Source organism: Bacillus sp. TE8-1, from assembly GCF_008368855.1.
Lineage (GTDB): Bacteria > Bacillota > Bacilli > Bacillales > Bacillaceae_G > Bacillus_A > Bacillus_A cereus.
This window is the reverse complement of sequence record NZ_QPET01000018.1, coordinates 63,652-87,239: the sequence shown is the minus strand read 5'-3', so window position 1 is coordinate 87,239 and position 23,588 is coordinate 63,652. Positions and strand designations below refer to the sequence as shown.

Below are 23,588 nucleotides of genomic sequence, written 5' to 3'. Positions count from 1 at the left end.
AAACAATCAAAAATAATCAAAAACACCCAAAAACGTTTATAAACAGCAAAAAGAAACCTATTCGATCAAACAATCAAATAGGTTTCTTTTCTAAATTCACTTATAAAGAAGCTTTATATATACTTAAAACATCATCTTTATTTAATTTTTTAAAGTTACCAAATTCACCATACGCCATCGCTTTATCCGCCATTAAATCAATTTCATTTTCTCCAATAGCGTAATCAGATAATGTTACTGGCGCCTCAATTGAAGTCCAAAATTGACGTAACGCCTGAATTCCTTCTAACGCAATTTCTCGATCAGTCTTTCCATCTGTTTCTACATTGAATACTCGAATAGCAAACTGTTTAAAACGACTTACATTTTCCTCTACAACATGCTTCATCCAGTTCGGGAATAAAATCGCAAGGCCACCCCCGTGTGGTATATCATGAACAGCAGAAACTGCATGCTCAATATTATGAGTCGCCCAATCTCCTTTTACTCCCATTGCTAAAATGCCGTTTAACGCCATAGTACCACAATATAAAATAGTTTCTCTATGCTCATAATTTTCTAAATCACTTAAAAGCTTAGGAGCTGTCTCAATTACTGTTTTTAAAACAGCTTCACAATAACGATCTTGTAGTTCTGTATTCGTTCCATGATGGAAATATTGTTCTAATACGTGCGACATAATATCTACCATACCGTAAATTGTTTGATCTTTCGGTACAGAAGTAGTATGAACTGGATCTAAAATCGAAAACTGCGGGAAAGTAACCGGGCTACCCCATCCATACTTTTCATTCGTTTCCCAGTTTGTAATTACCGAGCCTGCATTCATTTCAGATCCTGTTGCTGCAAGAGTAAGTACAGTACCAAATGGTAATGCCTCATTAGCAAATGTTTTTTTCGTTACAATATCCCATACATCTCCATCGTACTTACTACCAGCTGCAATTGCCTTCGTACAGTCGATTACACTTCCTCCACCAACTGCTAAAATAAATTCAACACCATTCTCTTTACAAATTTGAATCCCTTTCTTTACAGTTGATACACGTGGATTCGGTTCAACACCTGTTAATTCAAATACTTCTGCATTAATATCCTTTAAAATAGAAATTACATTATCATAAATACCGTTTCTTTTAATGCTGCCTCCCCCGTATACGAGAAGAACTTTTTTACCGAACTGTGGAATTTCAGTTTTTAACTGTTCTAATTGACCTTTACCGAAAATAAGTTTCGTTGGATTACGAAATACAAAATTTTGCATATTTCTTTACCATCCCTTCTATATGAAAAGCAACTATACTTTTGTATACCATATTTTTTTCATTTCACAAAAATATTTGCTTAATAAAAAAATCCCAGCCTACAGGCTGAGATTTTTTTATTGGTAATAAGGTGAGATCATTAAGTAAACAATAACACCAGATAAACTTACATATAACCAAATCGGCATCGTCCAACGTACAATTTTACGGTGACGTGTTAATTGATTTGTAAAACCAAATACAAGCGCAAACAATGCAAGTGGTACGATAATTGCTGCTAGGATAATATGTGTAATTAAAATGATGAAATACACATATTTAATGAATCCTTCTCCGCCAAAATGTGTTGCCGGTGCTAAGTAATGATACGATAAATACGACACACAAAATAGTAAAGTTGTCGTAAATGCTGCAAGGATAAAACCACGATGCATTTTCACATTCTTTTTAATAATAGAGAATAACGCTGCTAATAAAAATACGAACGTAAAGCTATTAAAAATCGCGTTTAACATTGGTAAAATCGTTACATCAAAATGTACTTCTCCTTCATAGCCAACAGGTCCAAAGAACAAAAATAAAATAATCGCATTTACAATTACAGAAAGCGTTATCACAATAGGAGCATAGCTTTTCTGATTTGTTGATTGATCCACCAAAATGGTCACTCCCTCTTCCTTCAAGTATGTATACATAACCTCACTATTTTAACATATTATTCACAGTGTAAATGTGACAATAGTTTGACACAGCAAGACAAGACAAAGAAAAAAATCCTTCTTAATAAAACTTCTTAAGAAGGATTTTATCGCTTTATTATTCAAATAGCAATGCGATTAGTTTTTGTTAAAAAATGTATCGCTATATGCTTGAAAAATTTCAGACACTTGATATCCCATTAATGAAATTGCTGTTAATGAAAAGAAACCAATCATAAGAAATCGAAACCACATATAAATCTCCTCCTTGTATTTAGCTTAAAAAACATTCGCTATATTACAAGTTGAGTGGCACTCTTCATCGTCACTTTCCTTTTTCCTTACAATTGCTGTAATAAATCGAATCATAAAGAAAACTACAAAAGGAAATTGTTCGTAATTCACATTGGCATAGTTTAGCAACGGCTCGCGCTGCACATCGAACGGAGATGAGAAGGAATAGAACATACCTTGCTCTTCCATATATACAATTACAATTTTCATGCAAAATACGATTCCTAGAAACGAAACAATATCTTGCCATTCTGTCGTATATAACAGGTTATACAGCTCTAATACATACTCTTCCATCATCATCCCCCCTTCCTTTTTTACCATTTTGCTCGCCTTCGTATAAAAAGTCAAGAAAAAAGTTTATATTCACTATGACAATAGTAATTACTTGTTTCTATGATTATATATGATTCTTTTATAGCAATGATTGGGTGTAACTCTCTTCGAAAATAAGAAAATTAGAATCGAACAGATTCCTCATTCTTACTTTTAGGATGCAAAACTGTGATATTTTTATTTCTATTAAAAATAAAATAAGAAAGTATTATAAGAACAGTAACAAACATTGTTAAAAATGCTTGTGAACGTAAAGTATCAATTGCGAACATCGCAACTAAAACTGCTATAATAGCAGCAATTGTAACATACGTTACATACGGAAAAAGCCACATTTTCACTTTCAAATTTTGTTGTTCTACTTTCCCCATTTTTTTACGCATCTTTAAATGCGAAACTGCAATAACGAGATAAACTAGTAACGCAATCCCGCCAGATGCATTCACTAAAAACAAAAAGACTTTATCTGGAGAAATGTAACTAAACACAACTCCAATATAAGCGAAGAAAGTTCCAAATAAAACCGCTCGAACGGGAACACCACTACTGTTCAATTTTAAAAATGACTTTGGAGCATCTCCTCTTTCTGCCATTGAAAAAAGCATTCTTGAATTTGTATATAAGCCTGAATTTAAGCAAGAAAGTACAGCTGTTAAAACGATAAAATTCATAATTTGTGCTGCCGCTGGTATTCCTATATGTTCAAGTACAGCTACAAATGGACTTTTTAATATGTTTGCTGAATTCCATGGCAGTAGCGTGACAACTACCGCTATAGACCCAATAAAAAATACAAGAATACGCCAAATCACACTGTTTGTTGCTGTTTTTACTGCTTTTACAGGTTCTGCAGATTCACCTGCGGCTACTGCTACAATCTCTGATCCCATAAATGAAAATATAACAACAGTAATTCCAAGCAGGACCGAACTTATACCGTTTGGCATAAATCCACCTTGTCCAATTAAATTCGAAGTGCCGGGTGCTTCTGTTCCTGGAACAAATCCTAAAATAACAGCAAGACCTAGACAAAGGAACAAAACAATACTTATTACTTTAATAAAAGAAAACCAATATTCAAACTCTCCAAATGATTTCACCGAAAAAACGTTCGTCAGCGTTAATAAAATTGTTAATATTAAACTTAATAACCAAAGCGGTATTTGTGGAATCCAATATTGGATAATACCAGCACCTGCTGTGGCTTCTATTGCAATAACAATTACCCAAAAAAACCAGTATAACCAGCCTATTGTATAACCCGCCCAAGGACCAATCGCTTCTCTTGCATACGTTGCAAATGAACCACTTGTCGGATTAACAGCTGCCATTTCTCCTAGCATTCTCATGACGAAAATGACTAGAAGTCCTGCTAATGCATATGAAACGATAGAACCTGGTCCTGCCGAATGTACAACTGCACCACTTCCAACAAACAAACCAGCCCCTATTACGCCGCCAATTGAAATCATTGTAATGTGGCGTATTTTGAGGTCTTTCTTTAGATTTTTATCCAAATCTTGTACATCCCCTTCCAAACTAAATTTTGAAACTTATGTAAGAGTACTGTGCGAAAGATTTTGTCCTATACTTCAAAATATATCAAAATATTCTGAATTTAACAATTACAATTCAACCTTCTTCAAAAATTATTACATTAGGTTTAATACTTTCCCATACACAATTGTTGAGAAAATTATAGTCCCCTTACAAAAGAAAGAATTTTCAGATATTATTAAATAAACAAGATTATACATCTAGACAACTTTTTGTATAGGAGTGTTGATATGTTAAACAAGTTCAAATTTTTTTGTTGTATTTTAGTAATGTTCTTACTTCTACCGCTATCCCCTTTCCAAGCACAAGCAGCAAACAATTTAGGTTCAAAATTACTCGTTGGATATTGGCATAACTTTGATAACGGTACTGGCATTATTAAATTAAAAGACGTTTCACCAAAATGGGATGTAATCAATGTATCTTTTGGTGAAACTGGTGGTGATCGTTCCACTGTTGAATTTTCTCCTGTGTATGGTACAGATGCAGACTTCAAATCAGATATTTCTTATTTAAAAAGTAAAGGAAAGAAAGTAGTTCTTTCAATAGGTGGACAAAATGGAGTCGTTTTACTTCCTGACAATGCCGCTAAGGATCGTTTTATTAATTCCATACAGTCTCTAATCGATAAATACGGTTTTGATGGAATAGATATTGACCTTGAATCAGGTATTTACTTAAACGGAAATGATACTAATTTCAAAAATCCAACTACTCCCCAAATCGTAAATCTTATATCAGCTATTCGAACAATCTCAGATCATTATGGTCCAGATTTTCTATTAAGCATGGCTCCTGAAACAGCTTATGTTCAAGGCGGTTATAGCGCATATGGAAGCATATGGGGTGCATATTTACCAATTATTTACGGAGTGAAAGATAAACTAACATACATTCATGTTCAACACTACAACGCTGGTAGCGGGATTGGAATGGACGGTAATAACTACAATCAAGGTACTGCAGACTACGAGGTCGCTATGGCAGATATGCTCTTACATGGTTTTCCTGTAGGTGGTAATGCAAATAACATTTTCCCAGCTCTTCGTTCAGATCAAGTCATGATTGGGCTTCCAGCAGCACCAGCGGCAGCTCCAAGTGGTGGATACATTTCGCCAACTGAAATGAAAAAAGCTTTAAATTATATCATTAAAGGAGTTCCGTTCGGAGGAAAGTATAAACTTTCTAACCAGAGTGGCTATCCTGCATTCCGCGGCCTAATGTCTTGGTCTATTAATTGGGATGCAAAAAACAACTTCGAATTCTCAAATAACTATAGAACATATTTTGATGGTCTTTCCTTGCAAAAATAACAAAGTAAAACTATAATTAGCCCCCATCAATCGGACATTTATGGGCAATCAATGCAGGATAAAAACAGCAATAGGACCCTTTATAGGTCCTATTGTTGTTTTTTATTTATGAAAACTACTTTGTCACATCTAAAGTTTCAAGAAACTGTTTTCCATCGCCCAACATCGCACGTTCCTCCGAATCATATTGTTAAATATTCTAGTCACTCTTTTGCTTCAACACAAAAACTGAAAGTTCAGGTACACTACAAAATCTAACAGGCATCCTAGTAGTCCCAATACCACGATTTACATATAAATATAACTGCTTACTCTTCCCCTCCACTTCATACATACCTTCAACATAGCTCTCAGCTAGTTTGGTAGTAATTAACGGACCTACAAAAGGGATTTGGACTTGTCCTCCGTGACTATGTCCTGACAGTTGAAGATCAACTGGGTAACGATTTATTTTGGTTACAACATCCGGCTCATGTACTAATAACATGTTAAAATCATTTTGTTTCAAGTTTTTTAAAGTTGAATCTATTTTCGGCTTCCCTAATAGAAAATCATCCAAACCTGATATTGTAATATATTTGCCGTTTTCCACTTTAATTTTCTGCACTTCATTTACTAATACAGAAAAACCAGCTTCCTCCATATATCTTTTGTAAAATAAACTACCGCCCCCGCCCCTATCATGATTCCCAAACACAGCATATTTCCCTAAGGGAGCATAAATTTTCTGCAAAATAGCCTTCGCTTCCTCTCTTTCTGCACTATAAGAACCAAATTTATCTATTAAATCTCCGGTAAAAACTACTATATCTGGATGTAATTCATTCATCTTCTCCACCAAATGTTCAAGTTGCTTCAATGTAATCTCTGGCCCTAAATGTACATCTGAAAACTGTAACATTTTTTTATTATTAAATTCTTTAGGAATTGCAGAAGCTTCTATTTCATTCCATGTAACTGTTACTAGTTTTCGTTCTATTTCTGTCGCATAATAATACAAACTTACTAGTATCATTAATATACTTATAAAACTAATAATAAATATCTTTACGATTGATTTTTTTCGTTCTTTTTTTACATGATTCGTATTCATGTTTTCACCTCTAGAAACACTTTAAATCCTTATTGTTACATTAATGTGACAACATGAACAATGTTATTAATATGTAATTTCCTCCCTATTCACTTTGACAATTTTATACAGAAGTCATACCATATTTTTATAATACATATATTTTCGAATCTTTTTCTATTCATTCCATCATTTTATTACGGAGGGGTTATTCATGTCTGTATTTACACCAGAAGAAATTACGGAACTTGCTGCGAATTCCGGAAGGAAAAAAGCTCATTTATCATTACTCCCTATGCTAATTCTCGGTTTTTTTGGCGGTGCTTTTATCGCATTAGGGTATTTACTCGATATTCATGTTATTGGGACAATGCCAAAATATTGGGGATCATTTTCTAGTTTTCTAGGCGCTGCTGTATTCCCTGTTGGTCTTATTCTCGTTATTCTTGCAGGCGGTGAACTAGTAACTGGTAACATGATGACAGTTTCTATGGCCTGGCTCCAAAAGAAAATTACTTTATTTTATTTCATACGAAATTTAGTTATTGTTACATTTAGCAATTTCATAGGAGCTGTATTTGTAGCCTATTTTTTCGGTCATATCGTTGGCTTAACTGAAGGAGCTTTTTTAGCGAAAACTATTTCTATCGCTCAAGCGAAACTACAAGATACACCATTGCAAGCATTTATTTCTGCAATCGGATGTAATTGGCTCGTTTGTTTAGCTGTTTGGCTCAGTATGGGAAGTAAAGAATTTATCGGAAAGATTATCGGTATTTGGTTCCCAGTTATGACTTTTGTTGCGATTGGATTTCAACACGTTGTAGCAAATATGTTTGTCATCCCAACCGCAATTTTTGCCGGTCATTTCACTTGGGCTGAATATTTTCCAAACTTTATTTTTGTTTTCTTTGGAAATTTAGTAGGAGGTATGTTATTTGTAGCACTACCTTACTTCATATCTTATAATAAGAAACTATCTTCTTATCAAGAGAAGACTGAAATGAAGAACAAATCTCTGTCGGCTTAAATAGAATGTCTATAAAGAACCCTAAAAATATTACAAATTTCATTTTTTTTGCGAATATATGTACGTACACTTGTTCTCGAATGTTTTATACGTTATAATAACAACTTAAATAGCATTATTTACATATGAGGTGAAAAACATGAACAAAACAGAATTAATTAAAAACGTAGCACAAAATGCTGAGATTTCTCAAAAAGAAGCTACTGTAGTTGTACAAACTGTAGTAGAATCAATCACTAACACTTTAGCTGCTGGTGAAAAAGTACAACTTATCGGATTCGGTACATTCGAAGTTCGCGAAAGAGCTGCTCGTACAGGCCGTAACCCACAAACTGGTGAAGAAATGCAAATCGCAGCTTCTAAAGTACCTGCTTTCAAAGCTGGTAAAGAACTAAAAGAAGCTGTAAAATAATGAAAAACATCCTTCTCATTTATGAGAAGGATATTTTTTCATAACATAATTAATAAAAATCTGACCATTATGCTGTTTCTTTTGTTCTTTTATGCAAATAAAATCTTTACTTTCAAAAAAAGGTTTTGCGGTAATGCTCGCCTCTGTATATATCTCCCTATGCCCTAGGTTCACTGCTTCTTTTTCTAACTTCTGTAGTATGTATGAAGCGACTCTTTTCCCTTGATAATCTTTATGCGTAAATAAACGATCTACGTAACGATCATCGTTATAATCCCCAAACCCCACAATCATACCTTTATGATCGGCTACATAGCTAATATTCTTTTCTAAAGACTGTAACCAATTTTCTCTATCTAGTCGCTCCGGTGCCCACGCCTGTAGCTGTAACTCATTATAATCTTTTGCATTAACCGTATGAACTGTTTCATAGAACAATTGTAATACTTGATCTAAATCTTTTTTCTGGAATGTTCTAATTATAATATCTTTTAACATATATAAGTCTCCTTACCAAACTACCTCTTAACTTTTCTACTACATACGATTCTATATTTCTGCTTTATTATATCGTTTTAATTTCTATACGAACAAAAAAACAATACTTATTCAAGTATTGTTTTTTAATTCTATTCAATTACTTAATGTAGCTTTTTAAGATTTTAATTTAACTCTTTGTAATCGTAATGCATTTAATACAACGGATACAGAACTAAATGCCATCGCTGCTCCAGCAACCCAAGGGGCTAAGAAACCTAATGCCGCAATTGGAATTCCTAACGCGTTATAAGCTAATGCCCAGAATAAATTTTGTTTAATATTTCTTATCGTCATTTTACTCATAAATATCGCATCAGCAATACTATTTAAGTCACCACGGATTAACGTTATATCCGCTGCTTCCATCGCTACATCCGTTCCCGTTCCAATTGCCATACCAATGTTCGCTGTAGCAAGAGCAGGAGCATCATTTATCCCGTCTCCAACCATCGCTACTTTCTTACCATTTGTTTGCAGTTTTTTCACTTCTTCTGCTTTTCCTTCTGGCAATACTTCTGCAATTACGTGATCAATACCAACTTGCTTTGCAATTGCCTGAGCAGTTTGTGTATTATCTCCTGTAATCATCACAACGTCTAGACCCATTTTTTTCAGTCTTGCGATAGCTGCTTTTGAAGTATCTTTCACAGTATCTGCAACGGCAACTATACCAGCATATTCTTTATCGATTGCAATAAGCATTGCTGTTTTTCCTTCTCGTTCTAGCGCTTCCATTGATTTAAAAACTTCTTCAATATCAATATTGAATTTCTTCATTAATCGACGTGTACCAATTAATAAGTGTTTTCCTTCTACAACTGATTCGATACCAAATCCCGGAATCGCTTCAAACGTTTCTGAACTTGGGATATCAATTTTCTTTTCTTTAATTCCTTCTACAATCGCTTCTGCAAGCGGATGTTCAGAATTTCTTTCTGCTGCCCCTACTAATCTAAGCAGTTCATTTTCATTGAATCCATCTGCTACAATTACATCTGTTAATACCGGCTTCCCATTTGTCACTGTACCCGTTTTATCTAAAATAACCGTATCTAATCGGTGCGTTGCTTCTAAATGCTCTCCACCTTTAAATAAAATACCATACTCAGCCGATCTTCCTGATCCTGCCATAATAGATGTAGGCGTTGCAAGACCTAATGCACATGGACAAGCAATAACAAGTACTGCTATCATTTTCTCAAGTGCTCCGCCAAAATCACCAGGTGTAACAAATATCATCCATACTGCAAATGTGATAATCGCAATCACAACTACAACCGGTACGAAAATACCTGAAATTTGATCTGCTACCCTTTGAATAGGAGCTTTTGAACCTTGTGCCTCTTCTACTACTTTAATAATTTGAGCTAATGCAGTATCTCTTCCTACCTTAGTTGCTTTCACTTTTAAAAATCCATTTTTATTTATTGTCGAACCTATTACTACATCCCCAATTGACTTATCAACAGGAATACTTTCACCCGTTAACATCGATTCATCAATTGCTGACTTTCCTTCTACAATCTCACCATCTACTGGTATTTTTTCACCAGGCTTTACATAGACGATATCACCAGCTACTACTTCTTCAATCAAAATTTTTATTTCTGTTCCATCTCGCACAACTGTAGCTGTCTTCGCTTGTAAACCCATCAATTTTTTAATTGCTTCTGATGAGCGCCCTTTTGCTTTCGCTTCAAATAATTTACCTAAAATAATTAATGTAATAAGTACCGCACTCGTTTCAAAATATAAATCTGTCATATGTTTCGAAGAACCAATAGATTGAATACTTAAATATACACTATAGAAATACGCGGCCGACGTTCCAAGCGCCACGAGAACATCCATATTCGCACTTTTATTACGTAACGCTTTATAAGCTCCAACATAAAACTGTCCACCAATGATAAATTGAACAGGAGTTGCAAGTGCTAGTTGCACCCAAGGGTTCATTAACATATCTGGTAAATAAATAAACGACGTAAATGAGAAATGACTAACCATTGCCCACAATAATGGGAAAGATAAAATAAACGAAATAATAAACTTCTTCTTTTGTCTTTCAATTTCTTGTAATCGATGATCAGTTGATGCATCTTGATCATCTGGTTTGACTTCTAATTTATATCCTAGCTTCGTAATCGCACTCTTCATTTCATTTACATTAACTTCATCAGGATTAAAGTCTACTGTAGCTGATTCTAAAGCAAAATTTACTGTCGCTTTGTTCACACCATCTAACTTATTTAAACGCTTTTCAACTCTATTTGCACATGCTGCACATGTCATTCCTGAAACAGTAAATTCAGCTTTTTCACTTACAATTCCATATCCTAACGATTCAACTTTTTCTTTAAACTGTTGCGGATTTGTTTTAGTTGGATCGTACATTATTTTTGTTTTTTCAAGTGCAAAATTTACATTTGCCTCATGAACACCTTCTACTTTTTTTAGACCTTTTTCAATTCTATTTGCACATGCCGCACATGTCATTCCCGATATTTGAAGATTGGCCTCTTTTTTTTCATTCATGTCTCTCACCTCTATATACCCTTATGAGGTATAATGATTAGCAAAATAAATCGTACTTCATTTAAAGTACGATTTATTTCCATATCTAAAAATAATTATTGAACATCGTATCCTTGGTCTTCGATTACAGCAACGATATCTTTTAATGTTACGGCAGACGAGTCGATAGTAACTTCAACAGTTCCTTCTGCTAATTGAACCTTCACTTGTTCAACACCGTTTAGCTCTTTCACACTGCTTTCGATAGCATTTACACAATGTCCACAAGACATACCTTCAACCTGTAATGTTAACTGTTCCATTTAAAATCCTCCTCTTGTTTATTCATTGTTTGTTAATCACAATTACATCTTACCATACCCCCCTAAGGTAATCAATGGTTTTATATCATGATTTTTCAATTATTTTCTAAAAGTTTATTTTACACACACTTTTTCACATCAATACGCCGAGATCTTATTATGAAGGTAAACAAAAAAACAAGCCAGTGACATACTAGCTTGTTTTTACGCTTTTGAAAAACGTTCAAATACAGTCATTAATTCTTCAATTGCTTCGTCACCATTGCCATCTTTAATAGCACCTGAAACACAATGACTTGTATGGTTTTTTAATACACCCATTCCTACTTTTTTCATCGCTGCATTAATCGCTGAAATTTGCACTAAAATATCCACGCAATAACGATCATTTTCAATCATATTTTGAATACCGCGGACCTGTCCTTCAATTCTCTTTAATCTATTTATAATCTGTTCTTTTTCTTTTTCTGATCTATGTGTTACTGCTTCATGCTCTTTATGATCCATATTATCACCTTCTTAAAGTTTCTCTTCATCCAATAAAACAATTGTTTTTTATGAGTATACCAATTATAGCATTAAATATCTACGCATGATACCCCATAAGAGTATATTTACACTTTATGATTATTCTTAACAACTCATTAGCTTCTTAATCTCAATTTTCAGTATACCCTTTCCTTTTTGTCACAAAATCATTATATCTCTCATCAAAATTCAATAAAGTGAAACAAGAATAAGCGGGGATTAACCGCCCCCGCTTATTCTTCGTCTATAATTTTTCAATTTTAATTTTCAGATATTTAACCCTAGAATTTTTCTTTCCATATATAATTATTGCTGATCACATACTTTTGTATCATTCACTACTGAAGTTCCTTCAACGGTTACCGTATGAAAACAATCATTCACTCGAACTGTCACAACATTATCTTGCCGATTAATGATATGATATTCATTAAAATTTTTATTCAGAGCACTGCGAATTTGTTCTCCTTCATAAATTGGGATGCCATGCGATAAAACCCAAATAAGTCCAGCGATAGCAAGAATTGTTTTCATACGATCTACCTCCTTGGGAATATAGTGAACTTTTAATCCATGCTTTTTCAACTCTACGAATCATGATTGAAATAAACCAAGCCTTTTTGGAAATAAGTTCATTTCGTCTATTTTATGTTTATGCTAATTGTGACCGATTTGTGACAATTTTTTGTCTCTTTAGACGAAAAGTTGAAACAAAACTTTCGAAAAGGACAATTCTACATATTAAAAAAGGTTATGGAATGTTTTATCCATAACCTTTTTTCCTATACGTAACTAATAAACCTCAATCCTTTACTTAAAGACGTCGGCACAACAGATGCATGATTCTCCCCTTCAGCTTCATAAAACTTAAATTTAAGTTTATCGTGGTTTACTTGGAGAAGGCGCTCTGATAATTCATTTGCACCTACAACCATATGCTCTCGTTCTAGTGACCCAACTGTAAGGAACACTCCTGTTTCAAACTTAGCATTGTTTAATTCATGTATAAGGTTCTCTTCTTTTTCAAGTACGGATTTATTATTCCACCATATAGATGGACTACTAATAAAATAATTTTGAAAAGCATTTAAGTTTGTAAATAGTATATAAAGAGCAAATAGTCCACCTAGAGAATGTCCAAATAACGTTTGCTTACTTTTATCAATCTCAAAATTCTTTTCAATTTGTGGTTTCAGTTCTTCTTCAATAAAAGTATAGAAATTATGTGCTCCTCCTGTTTTAGGCCACGGTTTACCGTCTGGTTTTAAAGGGGCATCTTTTGAAATTACGCTAGGCGTAAAATCATAGCACCTTTCTTCCCCTGAAAATGCGCCTTCAATTGGATAACCCACTCCTACTATAATAGCTGGTGAAACACCGGTTTTTTCCGCTCTTACTGATTGTATTTTAACTGCTTCATGAAATGTTTGAAAAAAGGCATTGCCATCTAATACGTAAATGACAGGATATCCTGAATCCGGTGCTGGTTGCCTCGGCTTTGAAATATGAATTTGATATTCCTTACCTTCTAATTTTGAATACATTTTCCACTGCTCTGTATTAGATGTTATAATCTGCTGTTTTTCAACTGTAGTATTCACCCTATTCCCCCTCTTTTTTAACTTGTTACATATATTTCGATTTTTTCTTCTTCAGATACAACGCTATCATATCCGAAACAAACAGGAGCCCCGTTATACGGATCAATCATGACACGTGCATCAATATGAAATACTTCTTTTAACACTTCATTTGTAATGATTTCTTCCGGGCTACCAGTTGTAACAATTTCTCCTTCCTTCATTGCAATAATTTCATCTGAAAACCTTGATGCATGGTTAATATCATGTAATACCATAACAACCGTACAATTATGTTCTTTATTTAACTTCTCCACAATTTGTAATACATCTAATTGATGAGACATATCAAGGTATGTAGTTGGCTCATCTAATAGCAACACTTCTGTCTCTTGTGCTAATGCCATCGCTAGCCATACCTTTTGTCTTTGACCACCTGATAAATTTGCAATTTGTCTCGTTCGAAATTCAGAAGTTTTCGTTATATCTAATGCCCAATCAATCATTTCTTTATCTTTTGTCGTTAACTTATTTACGTTATTTCGATGTGGATAGCGTCCATAAGAAATTAATTCTTCCACTTTAAGCTCACCTGGTGCAATTGGAGTTTGCGGGAGTAAAGCTAACTGCTTCGCAATTTCTTTCGTTGGAATTGTATGTAAATCCTGTCCTTGCAAATATACTTTACCGCTTTTTTGTTTTAAAATTCTTCCCATTGTTTTTAACAATGTCGATTTACCGCAACCGTTTGGACCTATAATTGTCGTTACTTTTCCTTCTTGTATTTCCACATTTAAATCGCGAAACACTGTAAGCTTTTCATAACTTGTTTCTAAATTTTTTGCACTTAAAATACTCACTTTTATTCCTCCTCTTACGCTTTCGCCTTATAAAGTAAATATAAGAAATACGGTACACCGACAATAGAAATAACGATTCCAACTGGTAGCTCTACAGGTGTAAAAACTGTTTTCGCAATAAAGTCTGAAGCAATTACAAGAAACATTCCGATTACGCCGCACGTAGGAATTATATACTTATGTTGAATACCGACAAGCCTTTTCGCTATATGCGGTGCCATTAAGCCAATAAAACCGATACTCCCTGAAACAGCAACACATGCGCTCACAAGCCCGATACTACTTAATAGTAAAATCGATTTCTCTCTTTCTACTGAAACACCTAAACTTGTAATACTCGTTTCTTCCAATTGAAATAAATCTAATAAATAAGCTTTCTTTTGTATAAGCGGAATTAAGATAATAAGCCATGGTAACATAGCCACAATATACTTCCAGTTTGCACTATATATGCTTCCAGACACCCACACTGCGGCCATTTCAAAATCAGTTGACTTCATTTTGAGTGATAAGTACATAGAAAAGGCTCCAAATCCTGATCCAATTGCAATCCCTGTTAATAAAAGTCGCTGCGAATCTAATTTACCGTTTTTCCAAGAAAACAGATAAATGATGATAGCTGCACCTAATCCGCCTACTAAACCAAACATTGGCATCATCATAATAGAAACCCAGTCTGTGCTTTTTAATTGCCCTTGAAAGAAAAACATAAAAATGACAATCGCTGTTCCTGCTCCGGCATTTACGCCTAAAATACCTGGGTCCGCCAACCCATTTCTCGTAATCCCTTGAATAACGGCACCCGCAACACCAAGGCCTAATCCTACTAATCCAGCAATTACGATGCGCGGAAGGCGAAACTCAAAAATAACTAAATCATGTTCTGGTACTGGATCAATTCTAAAAAGTGTTTTAAATACATCTGTAATCGTAATGTCGAACGTACCATTTGTTAAACTAATATAAATAGCACATAGTATTAAAAATATAATAATCCCCATCGTCATTCCGAAACGTTGACTTGAACTTTTAAGCATGTCTCTCTCCTCCTCTAGTACGGATTAAATAAAGGAAGAAAGGAATTCCAATTAAAGAGGTAACGACTCCAATAGGTGTTTCAAATGGATAGTTTATAAATCTACTCAAAACGTCACATAACGCTAAGAAAACGCCACCAATAACACCTGCACATGGCAAAATCCACTTATAATCTACCCCAATTATAAAGCGCGTAATGTGCGGAATAATTAAACCTACAAAACCAACTTTCCCCACTAAAGCAACTGCTGTTCCTGTTAAGAAAATTACCGATAAAATTGCCATCGCTTTAACTAGTTTTGTACGTTGCCCTAAATTAATAGAAACCTCTTCGCCTAATGAAAGAATGGTAATAGATTTTGATATTAACAATGCTAAAATTATTCCAATTATCCCAAACGGTATCGTGATTTTAATGATATTAGGATCTACTTGATCTAACTTTGCATTAAACCAAAAACTAACATTTTGAGAAATTTGGAAATACGAAGCCATTGCAGCCGATACACTACTTAAAAATGTTCCAATAACTGTTCCTATAATCGCTAACCTAACTGGTGATAAGCCATTTTGAAGGAGCGAACCAAAACCAAATACGATACCGGCTCCTAGTGCAGAACCAATCATTGAACATACAACCATACCAATTGATGACATTCCCGGAAGAAAAATCATGCTAAGTGTAATAACAAAGGCAGCGCCATCCGTCACACCCATAATAGAAGGGGATGCAAGATAGTTTCTTGTCATCCCCTGCATAAGTGCTCCTGATATGGCTAGAAATGCTCCGACTAAAAGAGCTGCAACTACCCTTGGTAAACGTGAAGTAATAATAATATTATGATTTACATCGCTTGAATCAAAATGAAATAATGCGTTCCACACTGTTTCAGCGTCAATACTTTTTGCCCCATACAAAATCGAAAGTATAATTGTAAATAAGATGAGTATGGGTGCTATACATAATATAGTTACTGGTACTGCATTTGTTTTCTGCATATCATTCAACGCACCTTACTTATTGTATTATTTAGATAAATTTTTCACGGCTTCTTTTAAGAATGCTGTTTTACTCCAAGCTGTACCACCTTGTGCCATTGGATCTACAACATTTACAAATACTTTCTTTTCCTTCGCAGCATTCATACTTTGCCAAATTGGATTACTTTCAATTTCTTCTAACACTTTCGGGTTTTTATTTTCACTTGCCTCATATTGTAAGAAAATATAATCTGGGTTAAGTTCAGCAAGTTTTTCAAATGAAATTTTCTCTTGTGCTTTTACAGTTTTCAATTGTTCTGGAGCAGTTAGTCCAAGATCTTTATAAATTACAGGGTTGAAGTATACTCCTTCTGGATATAGGAATAATTCATTTGCTCTTAGTCTTATGACAAGTACTTTTTTATCTTTTAACTTATCTCCTAGTTTTGCTTTTGCTTTTTCAGCGTCCGAATTGTAATCCTTAATAATTTTTTCTGCTTTATCTTTTTTACCAGTTAATTCTCCCATTAACTTTAAGTTATCTTCCCAATTTGTTGAAACGTGTGATACCGGGAATGTAGGAGCTACTTTCGTAAACTTTTCAGCTGTTTCTGCTGGGAATTTCGTACTCGATGTAATAACATCTGGTTTTAATTGTAGTAATGTTTCGAAATTGGGTTGCATTTTCTCACCAACAGATTTAGCACCTTCTAACTCTTTTTCAAGATATTTTGGTAATTTACCACCTACAGTAATGGCACCAACTGGTTTAATTCCAAGTACTGCCGCATCTTCCATTGACTCTAAACTAGCTGTCGCAATTTTATCTACTTTTGCTGGCACTGTATACTCTTTACCTAAATATGTGATTTTTCGTTTTTCATCTTTTTTCGTTTCCGTAGCTTTTGTCTGTTGTTTTTGCTCGCCTGAAGTTTTATCCGCACTATTACATGCCGCTAAACCTACACTTAAAACTGTAACCATCCCTAAAGTAAATAATTTCTTGTTCATCTTTATATGTCTCCTCTCGAATTTTCAAACTATATTCTCAATAAAATTTAACTATATGAACCTTGTCCCATATATATATTTCATTAGATTAATAATTTTATCCAGAACTCATTCCCGTTCACTTCCCCTAGACTATAATTCTTTTACGCCTTCATCACATGATAATCATTTTCACTGATAATGATTATCGTTACTAAGTATATATTTAATATGAAATTATTTCAAGAATGATTTGAAAAATTTTAACAAACTGAATTAAAAAAAGAAGTATCTCCCTAATATTAGGGAGATACTTCTTTTTTTTAGAAATTTATATGTAATTCAACTGGACAATGGTCTGACCCCATTACTTCACTATTAATTTTCGCTTCTGTTATTTGGTCTTTCATTCGTTCCGAAACAACAAAATAATCTAAACGCCATCCAATATTTTCACCTTTGTAATCTTGCTCTTACATTTATGAATACATACATACGCACTTTATTCAGGTTATACTAATTTCAGAGGTGATGTTCTATGCACAATGAAGGAGTTACATTAACAAATGAGTATTGGCAAGCAATTATTCATAATGATTCTTCCTATGATAGCAAATTCTTTTATGCTGTGAAATCAACTGGAATCTTTTGCAGACCATCATGCAAATCAAGAATACCGAATAGAAACAATGTACGAATTTTTCATCATGCAGAGCAAGCATTAAGTGAAAACTTTCGCCCGTGCAAACGTTGTAAGCCAAATGGAATCACTTTACCTAATGAAGAGTGGGTAAAACAAATTAAAGACTATATCGAAAAGCATTATGACAAATCTTTAACTCTCGACATGCTTGCGGAAATGTGTCACGGTAGCCCTTTTCATTTACAACGTACTTTCAAAAGAATAATAGGGCTAACTCCTATAGAATATATACAACAATTCAGGATTCTTAAAGCAACCGAATACCTTTTACACACAAATCAATCTATTAAAGAAATTAGTACTGCTGTCGGGATAGAAAACCCAGAATATTTCGCAACTTTATTTAAAAAGAAAACCGGATTTACTCCTACTGAATATCGAAAAAAGAACGAGATGAAAGAGGGATACGATAATGAATTCCTACAAAAATAATTATATATATTGGACGCTACTTACACATAAAAATTGGCAATTTCATATTGCTGCAACTGAAAATGGACTATGTTTCATTGGATCACAAGACGAAAACTTTGAAGAATTAAATATATGGGCTAGAAAAAAACTGCCCCAACATATATTGATCCATAGTCCAGATTACTTGCAAATATATACGAAAGAAGTTATCGAGTATTTAGAAAACAAGCGAGAAACTTTTACATTCCCTATCGATGCTTATGGAACTAATTTTCAATTATCTGTTTGGAATACGGTACGTGAAATTCCTTATGGAAAGACATATTCTTATACAGAAATTGCTGAAAGAATTCAAAAACCTAAAGCTGTGCGCGCCGTTGCTTCTGCTATTGCTGCTAATCCTCTTCTTATCACCATTCCTTGTCACCGCGTTATTGGGAAGAATGGGAAACTAACCGGATTTAGGGGTGGATTAGAAATGAAGAAAAAATTGCTTACATTAGAAAAGTTGCAGGTGGAATTCATATGACAGCAGAATATAATAGCGTATTATCTATAGCAGTTCCAAAAGAATTTTGTTTCCAAGAAAATTTACGTTATCTATCACGTTCTAACAATGAATGTATGTTCCATATTGAAGATAACAAAATTTATAAAGTTATCCCTGTTCAAGATGTAAATCCTTTAGTTGAAATTAGTGTGAATACAGATGGCAATATTCAAATACATTGTTTAGAAGAATCATATACATCTGAAAAATCGATACGTGAAGCTGTAGCTAACTATGTAAAAGAATGGTTTGATTTAACTACTGATTTAGCTCCCTTTTATACATTAGCTAAACATGATTTACTCCTTCAAGGACCAATTGAACAATATTACGGCCTTCGTACTTTAGGTATTCCAGACTTATTTGAGGCACTTTCCTGGGGAATTATCGGTCAACAAATTAACTTAACATATGCTTATACGCTAAAAAGAAGATTAGTTGAGCAATTTGGAAGTTATGTAGAATGGGACGGTAGAAAGCATTGGATATTCCCATCACCTGAAACAATTGCAAATCTACATGTAGAAGATCTCCAACAATTAAAAATGACGACTAGAAAATGTGAATATTTAATCGGTATTGCGAAGCTTATTACAGAGAGAAAACTATTAAAAGAGGATTTACTGCAAACACAAGATGTAAAGGTTGCTGAGAAACAATTAACCGCTATCCATGGTATAGGACCATGGACTGCCAACTATGTTTTAATGCGTTGTTTAAGATTTCCTTCAGCTTTTCCAATTGATGATGTTGGTCTGCATAATGCAATTAAATTTATAACAGGTTCCGAAAATAAACCGACTAAAAATGAAATAAAAGATTTCGCGGCAAACTGGGCTAATTGGGAGTCTTATGCGACTTTTTATTTGTGGCGAGTACTATATTAAAAGAACCAAGTAGCACATTCGTACTACTTGGTTCTTTTTTAAGCTTGCTCCTCAAAACGTCTTGCAATTTCCACAATAACTTGAACAGCTTTTTCCATAGTATCTACCGAAACATACTCAAATTTACCGTGATAGTTTTCACCACCAGTGAAAATATTCGGCGTCGGTAATCCCATATATGATAATTGTGATCCATCTGTGCCTCCGCGAATCGGATGAATATTTGGTTCAATGTCTAAACTTTTCATTGCTTCATATGCAATATCAACAATTTCTCTTACCGGTTCAATTTTTTCAAGCATGTTATAGTATTGATCATTCATTTCTAAAACGACTGCATCTTCGCCATATTTTTCTTGCATAGTCTTCACAATATTTTTAACGTTATTTTTACGTGCCTCAAAATTTTCACGATCAAAGTCTCGAATAATATAATACGCTTTACTTTGCTCAACATCACCATTTAAAGAAAGTAAATGATAGAATCCCTCATAGCCTTCTGTATATTCTGGCGCCTCTTCTACTGGTAAATACCCGTTAAACTCCATAGCCAGTTTAGTAGCATTGCGCATTTTATTTTTCGCTGTTCCAGGATGTGTATTCGTTCCGTTAAACGTTAACTTAGCACCTGCAGCATTAAAACTTTCATACTCTAAACCACCTAATGGACCTCCATCCATCGTATAAGCGAATGATGCACCAAACGCTTCTACATCAAAATGCGCTGGCCCACGACCAATTTCTTCATCCGGTGTAAATGCTACTCTTATTTTCCCGTGCTTAATTTGCGGATTATGTATTAAATGGTTCATTGCAACCATAATTTCTGTAAGACCAGCTTTATCATCTGCTCCTAGAAGTGTTGTACCATCAGTTGTAATAATGGTATGTCCTTTATATGATGGTAATTCCGGGAACTGCTCTGGTGTTAACACAACATTTAGCTCTTCATTTAACGTAATTGCATTACCATCAAAATTTTCATGAATTTGTGGTTTGACGTTTTTCCCTGTAAAGTCTGTTGCCGTATCTAAATGGGCTAAAAATCCGATTACAGGAACATCCTTGTCCGTATTAGCTGGAAGTGTTGCCATTACATAGCCATTATCATCCATCGTTACTTCTGTTAAACCAATTTCTTTTAGCTCTTCCACTAATAACTTACCAAACTCAATTTGTCCTGGTGTTGTTGGTACTGTATGACTTTCTTCATTTGATTGCGTATCAATTTTTACATATCTCGTAAATCTTTCAATAAGTTCTTGTTTCAAGTTCATTCACTCCCTTTTATGTTCCTCCCTCCATTATAATCCTTAAAACGAAATATTTTAACTTTTTTGACTGTGAAGATGTATATTTCATTTACATTGTTAACACTTTTACATAACAAAAAGAAAATTAGTGAACATATTTAAAGTACAGCTTAATACAAATAAATTCACCCTATTTACGACTCTCATCGCAAATAGGGTGTTTCTGTTTTTATCTCGCAATTTAAGAATATATACTACTCATTTACAATAAAAGTATATACATCATCATAAATACAGCCATTTACTTTAATCACATACTTCCCAGGTTTATTAAAACTAATTGTGTATTTATTTAACTGAATTGCTTCTTTATCTCCAGAAAGAATATCAATGCTTCTGCCACTTAATACATACAATTCATTTAAATTCATCGTTACATCAATTGTATTGAAATTTTCTACTTTCACTTGCTGTGCTTCCGCAACGCTTACACTTGGTTCTAAAAACAGTAATCCACTTAATCCAATCGTCCCCGCTAAAGCAACTCCCGCAAACTTTTTAATCTGTTTCATTACAATGACCTCCTTATAGATTTTACGTAAAGGCAATGTCCTCCCTTACACCACAAAGCCTATATGTAATGAAATGAAAAGTAAACGGGGACTGTAAGACAAAATTCTACATCTTTTTCTCCTATTGAATATAAATCCAACGTTTGGAATTTTGACACATTTAAAATTGTTTCCCTAAACCAATTTCTCCATAATTTATTCAAAGACTGAATAATTACTTATTTATTTAACATTCTAACAATAGTTGATAAAGATGCTTTCTATTCAAAAAAAGACTTTGCTATAAAAGTAACTTTTACAACAAAATCCATGCAACTAATTTTATTCAGCTTTCCATAATCTCTCTACATTCATTAATTGTTCTTCTTTAAATTCCATCTTATATATATCCGGTTTTGACGTATTCATTAAAAATTCAAAACCATATTGTTTATCAAAATAGTTCATCATTAATGTCATGACAAGCCCATGTGTACCAATTACAATTTTGCATCCTCGAAAATCCATTAAGATTTCTTTTAATACTTTCACTACTCTTCTCTGGCAATCTGCATATGACTCTCCTTCCGTTCGTGCAAAGTCCGGATTAGAGAACATCTTCTGTACAAGTGGATACACCTCTTTGTCTGATATAACCTGATCCTCACTTGAAAACATACACTCTTTAAGATTTTCATATACTACTATTTCTTTTTCATGGAAATTAGCTGACTCCTCTATCGTTAGCATAGCCCGATTATAAGGACTGGAAATAAAAGTATCAATCCTCTCCGCTTTTAATATGTCAGTTACTCTACGGGCATCCATATGTCCCCTCTCAGTTAATCCACGCATTCTTTCATTTCCTTCTAGTTTTGGTGATTCACCATGTCTAACCATATAAATATATGTGCTCATAATTTCTCCTTAAAATTTTTTATAAAGTGAAACTTTAATCAGCCCTCACTAATCGGGCTGCCCGGCAAATAGCGAGATAAGTTAATAAATCACGTTCATTTATCCCATTTCAACACTTAGGGGTAATACTAAAATACTTTATAAACTGTGCTGATTTGTTCGTCTAATCCATTCTCCTACTAAACTCTCAAATAATTCAGGCTGCTCAATTTGCAAATTATGCCCTGCCATATCTAACACTGCTAATGTTGCCCTTGGATATTCTTCAATAATTTCTATAATATTTTGATAACCTACTGATATATCTTGTCTTCCAGTCAGTAAAAGAACGGGATTTTCATATTTTTCATGCTGAAAATCCATAGTAAGAGAGTAATTCTTTTGCAACCTTTCAATAAATTCATAATTAGCAACATCTAACCCAGGCTTAATTTCTTCTTTAAATCGCTTATATGTATATTCATTTGCTATTACAGCTAACTCACAAAACTCCTCTCTTTCTGTGGAAGTGAGCGTATTTAAAAATTCCTCATCTTGTACAATTACCTGTTTATCTGGAAGAATCCTTTTTTCTGGCTCCGCTACAACAACAGGACATACTAATAGTAATCCGCTAACTCTCTCAAACATCTTTGCAAGTATACCTTTGGCTAAATAGCCTCCATATGATTCTCCTACCAATAAAAATTTTTCAGTAGAAATGATTTCCTCAATAAATGTGATAAGCCCTTCTACTATACGATCTGAACTATTTATCCAATTTGGAGCATTCGATTTTCCCATTCCAGGTAAATCAATATATATTCGCTTATAACCTTCATATTTCTGAAATACTGATTCCATACATTTCATCATTAACCTATGGTCAGGGGCGCAGCCATGTATGATAATGACCGGTTTACCCTCTCCCACAATTTCATAGTATATTTCTGCATCTTTAATTCGATATATCATAAAAAAGCCTCCCTATTTAGTGGCAAT

The 23,588-nt window shown here is 34.0% G+C and carries 25 protein-coding genes and 1 pseudogene; 6 read left to right on the top strand and 20 right to left on the bottom strand.

The annotated features are described in order from the left end of the window. Positions 1-100: 100 nt before the first annotated feature. The 4 genes from DN404_RS18655 to gabP all read right to left on the bottom strand — a co-directional run bounded on the left by DN404_RS18655 (position 101) and on the right by gabP (position 4,110). Positions 101-1,264, bottom strand: coding sequence for an iron-containing alcohol dehydrogenase (locus DN404_RS18655; protein ID WP_025708990.1), 1,164 nt, complete (start codon positions 1,262-1,264; stop codon positions 101-103). Positions 1,265-1,381: 117 nt separating this feature from the next. After that, a complete protein-coding gene (locus DN404_RS18650) occupies positions 1,382-1,924 on the bottom strand; it encodes a DUF420 domain-containing protein (RefSeq protein ID WP_000228315.1) in 543 nt (180 codons plus the stop codon). Between the two features lie 318 nt (positions 1,925-2,242). Beyond that, a complete protein-coding gene (locus DN404_RS18645) occupies positions 2,243-2,581 on the bottom strand; it encodes a hypothetical protein (RefSeq protein WP_002026213.1) in 339 nt (112 codons plus the stop codon). A gap of 134 nt (positions 2,582-2,715) precedes the next feature. Further along, positions 2,716-4,110 carry a GABA permease gene (gene gabP / locus DN404_RS18640; RefSeq protein ID WP_000360111.1) on the bottom strand — a complete coding sequence of 465 codons (1,395 nt, stop codon included), beginning with the start codon at positions 4,108-4,110 and terminating at the stop codon, positions 2,716-2,718. Positions 4,111-4,380: 270 nt separating this feature from the next. On the opposite strand from gabP, the gene DN404_RS18630 reads away from it, so the two are divergent. Next, complete coding sequence (locus tag DN404_RS18630) at positions 4,381-5,463, top strand: chitinase (RefSeq protein WP_000932436.1); 1,083 nt, start codon at positions 4,381-4,383, stop codon at positions 5,461-5,463. Positions 5,464-5,662: 199 nt separating this feature from the next. Here DN404_RS18630 and DN404_RS18625 read toward each other — a convergent pair whose 3' ends face one another. After that, complete coding sequence (locus tag DN404_RS18625) at positions 5,663-6,556, bottom strand: metallophosphoesterase (RefSeq protein WP_149215322.1); 894 nt, start codon at positions 6,554-6,556, stop codon at positions 5,663-5,665. 193 nt (positions 6,557-6,749) lie between these two features. Between DN404_RS18625 and DN404_RS18620 the strand changes: the two genes are divergently transcribed. Next, a complete protein-coding gene (locus tag DN404_RS18620; protein WP_149215321.1) occupies positions 6,750-7,565 on the top strand; it encodes a formate/nitrite transporter family protein in 816 nt (271 codons plus the stop codon). A 139-nt stretch (positions 7,566-7,704) separates the two neighbouring features. Further along, positions 7,705-7,977, top strand: a complete 273-nt coding sequence (locus DN404_RS18615; protein WP_001043904.1) for an HU family DNA-binding protein — start codon at positions 7,705-7,707, stop codon at positions 7,975-7,977. A gap of 15 nt (positions 7,978-7,992) precedes the next feature. Here the strand turns inward: DN404_RS18615 and DN404_RS18610 are convergent, their stop codons facing one another. The 11 genes and pseudogenes from DN404_RS18610 to DN404_RS18560 all read right to left on the bottom strand — a co-directional run. Further along, positions 7,993-8,475 carry a GNAT family N-acetyltransferase gene (locus DN404_RS18610; protein WP_000910167.1) on the bottom strand — a complete coding sequence of 161 codons (483 nt, stop codon included), beginning with the start codon at positions 8,473-8,475 and terminating at the stop codon, positions 7,993-7,995. A gap of 156 nt (positions 8,476-8,631) precedes the next feature. Further along, positions 8,632-11,052, bottom strand: coding sequence for a heavy metal translocating P-type ATPase (locus DN404_RS18605; RefSeq protein ID WP_149215320.1), 2,421 nt, complete (start codon positions 11,050-11,052; stop codon positions 8,632-8,634). Positions 11,053-11,147: 95 nt separating this feature from the next. Further along, positions 11,148-11,354 (bottom strand): copper chaperone CopZ, encoded by a 207-nt coding sequence (gene copZ / locus DN404_RS18600; protein WP_000436973.1) that lies wholly within the window; start codon positions 11,352-11,354, stop codon positions 11,148-11,150. A 204-nt stretch (positions 11,355-11,558) separates the two neighbouring features. After that, on the bottom strand, positions 11,559-11,861 hold the full coding sequence (locus tag DN404_RS18595) for a metal-sensing transcriptional repressor (protein WP_000349636.1): 303 nt from the start codon (positions 11,859-11,861) through the stop codon (positions 11,559-11,561). 327 nt (positions 11,862-12,188) lie between these two features. Continuing rightward, positions 12,189-12,416 carry a hypothetical protein gene (locus tag DN404_RS18590; protein WP_000849104.1) on the bottom strand — a complete coding sequence of 76 codons (228 nt, stop codon included), beginning with the start codon at positions 12,414-12,416 and terminating at the stop codon, positions 12,189-12,191. A gap of 248 nt (positions 12,417-12,664) precedes the next feature. Beyond that, positions 12,665-13,483 (bottom strand): alpha/beta hydrolase, encoded by an 819-nt coding sequence (locus DN404_RS18585; RefSeq protein ID WP_001098702.1) that lies wholly within the window; start codon positions 13,481-13,483, stop codon positions 12,665-12,667. A gap of 17 nt (positions 13,484-13,500) precedes the next feature. Then, entirely contained in the window at positions 13,501-14,322 is an 822-nt protein-coding gene (locus tag DN404_RS18580; protein WP_006922230.1) for an ABC transporter ATP-binding protein, read from the bottom strand. Between the two features lie 14 nt (positions 14,323-14,336). Beyond that, positions 14,337-15,359: a FecCD family ABC transporter permease gene (locus tag DN404_RS18575; RefSeq protein WP_000920450.1), complete on the bottom strand. Its 1,023-nt coding sequence runs from the start codon at positions 15,357-15,359 to the stop codon at positions 14,337-14,339. Next, complete coding sequence (locus tag DN404_RS18570) at positions 15,352-16,359, bottom strand: FecCD family ABC transporter permease (protein ID WP_006922226.1); 1,008 nt, start codon at positions 16,357-16,359, stop codon at positions 15,352-15,354. Before DN404_RS18570 ends, DN404_RS18575 begins: the two co-directional genes overlap by 8 nt. A 27-nt stretch (positions 16,360-16,386) precedes the next feature. Beyond that, positions 16,387-17,352 carry an iron-hydroxamate ABC transporter substrate-binding protein gene (locus DN404_RS18565; RefSeq protein ID WP_001035506.1) on the bottom strand — a complete coding sequence of 322 codons (966 nt, stop codon included), beginning with the start codon at positions 17,350-17,352 and terminating at the stop codon, positions 16,387-16,389. 302 nt (positions 17,353-17,654) lie between these two features. Beyond that, positions 17,655-17,792: pseudogene (locus DN404_RS18560) on the bottom strand (exodeoxyribonuclease III); the annotation flags it as partial. A 77-nt stretch (positions 17,793-17,869) separates the two neighbouring features. Between DN404_RS18560 and DN404_RS18555 the strand changes: the two are divergent. Genes DN404_RS18555 through DN404_RS18545 form a run of 3 tightly spaced genes read left to right on the top strand, consistent with a single transcriptional unit; the run spans position 17,870 to position 19,885 of the window. Next, a complete protein-coding gene (locus DN404_RS18555) occupies positions 17,870-18,466 on the top strand; it encodes a bifunctional transcriptional activator/DNA repair enzyme AdaA (protein WP_006922223.1) in 597 nt (198 codons plus the stop codon). Continuing rightward, on the top strand, positions 18,447-18,977 hold the full coding sequence (locus DN404_RS18550; protein WP_001089833.1) for a methylated-DNA--[protein]-cysteine S-methyltransferase: 531 nt from the start codon (positions 18,447-18,449) through the stop codon (positions 18,975-18,977). The genes DN404_RS18555 and DN404_RS18550 overlap by 20 nt, the downstream gene beginning before the upstream one ends. Next, positions 18,974-19,885, top strand: coding sequence for a DNA-3-methyladenine glycosylase 2 (locus tag DN404_RS18545; protein WP_000123520.1), 912 nt, complete (start codon positions 18,974-18,976; stop codon positions 19,883-19,885). Before DN404_RS18550 ends, DN404_RS18545 begins: the two co-directional genes overlap by 4 nt. Before the next feature lie 38 nt (positions 19,886-19,923). Here the strand turns inward: DN404_RS18545 and pepT are convergent, their stop codons facing one another. The 4 genes from pepT to DN404_RS18525 form a co-directional block, all read right to left on the bottom strand. Next, positions 19,924-21,156, bottom strand: coding sequence for a peptidase T (pepT, locus tag DN404_RS18540; RefSeq protein ID WP_000807014.1), 1,233 nt, complete (start codon positions 21,154-21,156; stop codon positions 19,924-19,926). Between the two features lie 236 nt (positions 21,157-21,392). Next, positions 21,393-21,710: a hypothetical protein gene (locus DN404_RS18535; RefSeq protein ID WP_000809495.1), complete on the bottom strand. Its 318-nt coding sequence runs from the start codon at positions 21,708-21,710 to the stop codon at positions 21,393-21,395. 321 nt (positions 21,711-22,031) lie between these two features. Continuing rightward, positions 22,032-22,607, bottom strand: a complete 576-nt coding sequence (locus tag DN404_RS18530) for a histidine phosphatase family protein (RefSeq protein ID WP_000109179.1) — start codon at positions 22,605-22,607, stop codon at positions 22,032-22,034. 138 nt (positions 22,608-22,745) lie between these two features. Next, entirely contained in the window at positions 22,746-23,561 is an 816-nt protein-coding gene (locus DN404_RS18525) for an alpha/beta fold hydrolase (protein ID WP_149215319.1), read from the bottom strand. Positions 23,562-23,588: the final 27 nt, after the last annotated feature.

What these genes read in the sequence shown, in the direction of transcription:
- DN404_RS18655 (WP_025708990.1), bottom strand. Translation starts at nt 1,264, where the DNA reads ATGCAAAATTTTGTATTTCGTAATCCAACGAAACTTATTTTCGGTAAA.
- DN404_RS18645 (WP_002026213.1), bottom strand. Translation starts at nt 2,581, where the DNA reads ATGGTAAAAAAGGAAGGGGGGATGATGATGGAAGAGTATGTATTAGAG.
- DN404_RS18630 (WP_000932436.1), top strand. Translation starts at nt 4,381, where the DNA reads ATGTTAAACAAGTTCAAATTTTTTTGTTGTATTTTAGTAATGTTCTTA.
- DN404_RS18625 (WP_149215322.1), bottom strand. Translation starts at nt 6,556, where the DNA reads ATGAATACGAATCATGTAAAAAAAGAACGAAAAAAATCAATCGTAAAG.
- DN404_RS18620 (WP_149215321.1), top strand. Translation starts at nt 6,750, where the DNA reads ATGTCTGTATTTACACCAGAAGAAATTACGGAACTTGCTGCGAATTCC.
- DN404_RS18615 (WP_001043904.1), top strand. Translation starts at nt 7,705, where the DNA reads ATGAACAAAACAGAATTAATTAAAAACGTAGCACAAAATGCTGAGATT.
- DN404_RS18610 (WP_000910167.1), bottom strand. Translation starts at nt 8,475, where the DNA reads ATGTTAAAAGATATTATAATTAGAACATTCCAGAAAAAAGATTTAGAT.
- DN404_RS18605 (WP_149215320.1), bottom strand. Translation starts at nt 11,052, where the DNA reads ATGAATGAAAAAAAAGAGGCCAATCTTCAAATATCGGGAATGACATGT.
- copZ (WP_000436973.1), bottom strand. Translation starts at nt 11,354, where the DNA reads ATGGAACAGTTAACATTACAGGTTGAAGGTATGTCTTGTGGACATTGT.
- DN404_RS18595 (WP_000349636.1), bottom strand. Translation starts at nt 11,861, where the DNA reads ATGGATCATAAAGAGCATGAAGCAGTAACACATAGATCAGAAAAAGAA.
- DN404_RS18590 (WP_000849104.1), bottom strand. Translation starts at nt 12,416, where the DNA reads ATGAAAACAATTCTTGCTATCGCTGGACTTATTTGGGTTTTATCGCAT.
- DN404_RS18575 (WP_000920450.1), bottom strand. Translation starts at nt 15,359, where the DNA reads ATGCTTAAAAGTTCAAGTCAACGTTTCGGAATGACGATGGGGATTATT.
- DN404_RS18570 (WP_006922226.1), bottom strand. Translation starts at nt 16,359, where the DNA reads ATGCAGAAAACAAATGCAGTACCAGTAACTATATTATGTATAGCACCC.
- DN404_RS18565 (WP_001035506.1), bottom strand. Translation starts at nt 17,352, where the DNA reads ATGAACAAGAAATTATTTACTTTAGGGATGGTTACAGTTTTAAGTGTA.
- DN404_RS18555 (WP_006922223.1), top strand. Translation starts at nt 17,870, where the DNA reads ATGCACAATGAAGGAGTTACATTAACAAATGAGTATTGGCAAGCAATT.
- DN404_RS18550 (WP_001089833.1), top strand. Translation starts at nt 18,447, where the DNA reads ATGAATTCCTACAAAAATAATTATATATATTGGACGCTACTTACACAT.
- DN404_RS18545 (WP_000123520.1), top strand. Translation starts at nt 18,974, where the DNA reads ATGACAGCAGAATATAATAGCGTATTATCTATAGCAGTTCCAAAAGAA.
- DN404_RS18535 (WP_000809495.1), bottom strand. Translation starts at nt 21,710, where the DNA reads ATGAAACAGATTAAAAAGTTTGCGGGAGTTGCTTTAGCGGGGACGATT.
- DN404_RS18530 (WP_000109179.1), bottom strand. Translation starts at nt 22,607, where the DNA reads ATGAGCACATATATTTATATGGTTAGACATGGTGAATCACCAAAACTA.
- DN404_RS18525 (WP_149215319.1), bottom strand. Translation starts at nt 23,561, where the DNA reads ATGATATATCGAATTAAAGATGCAGAAATATACTATGAAATTGTGGGA.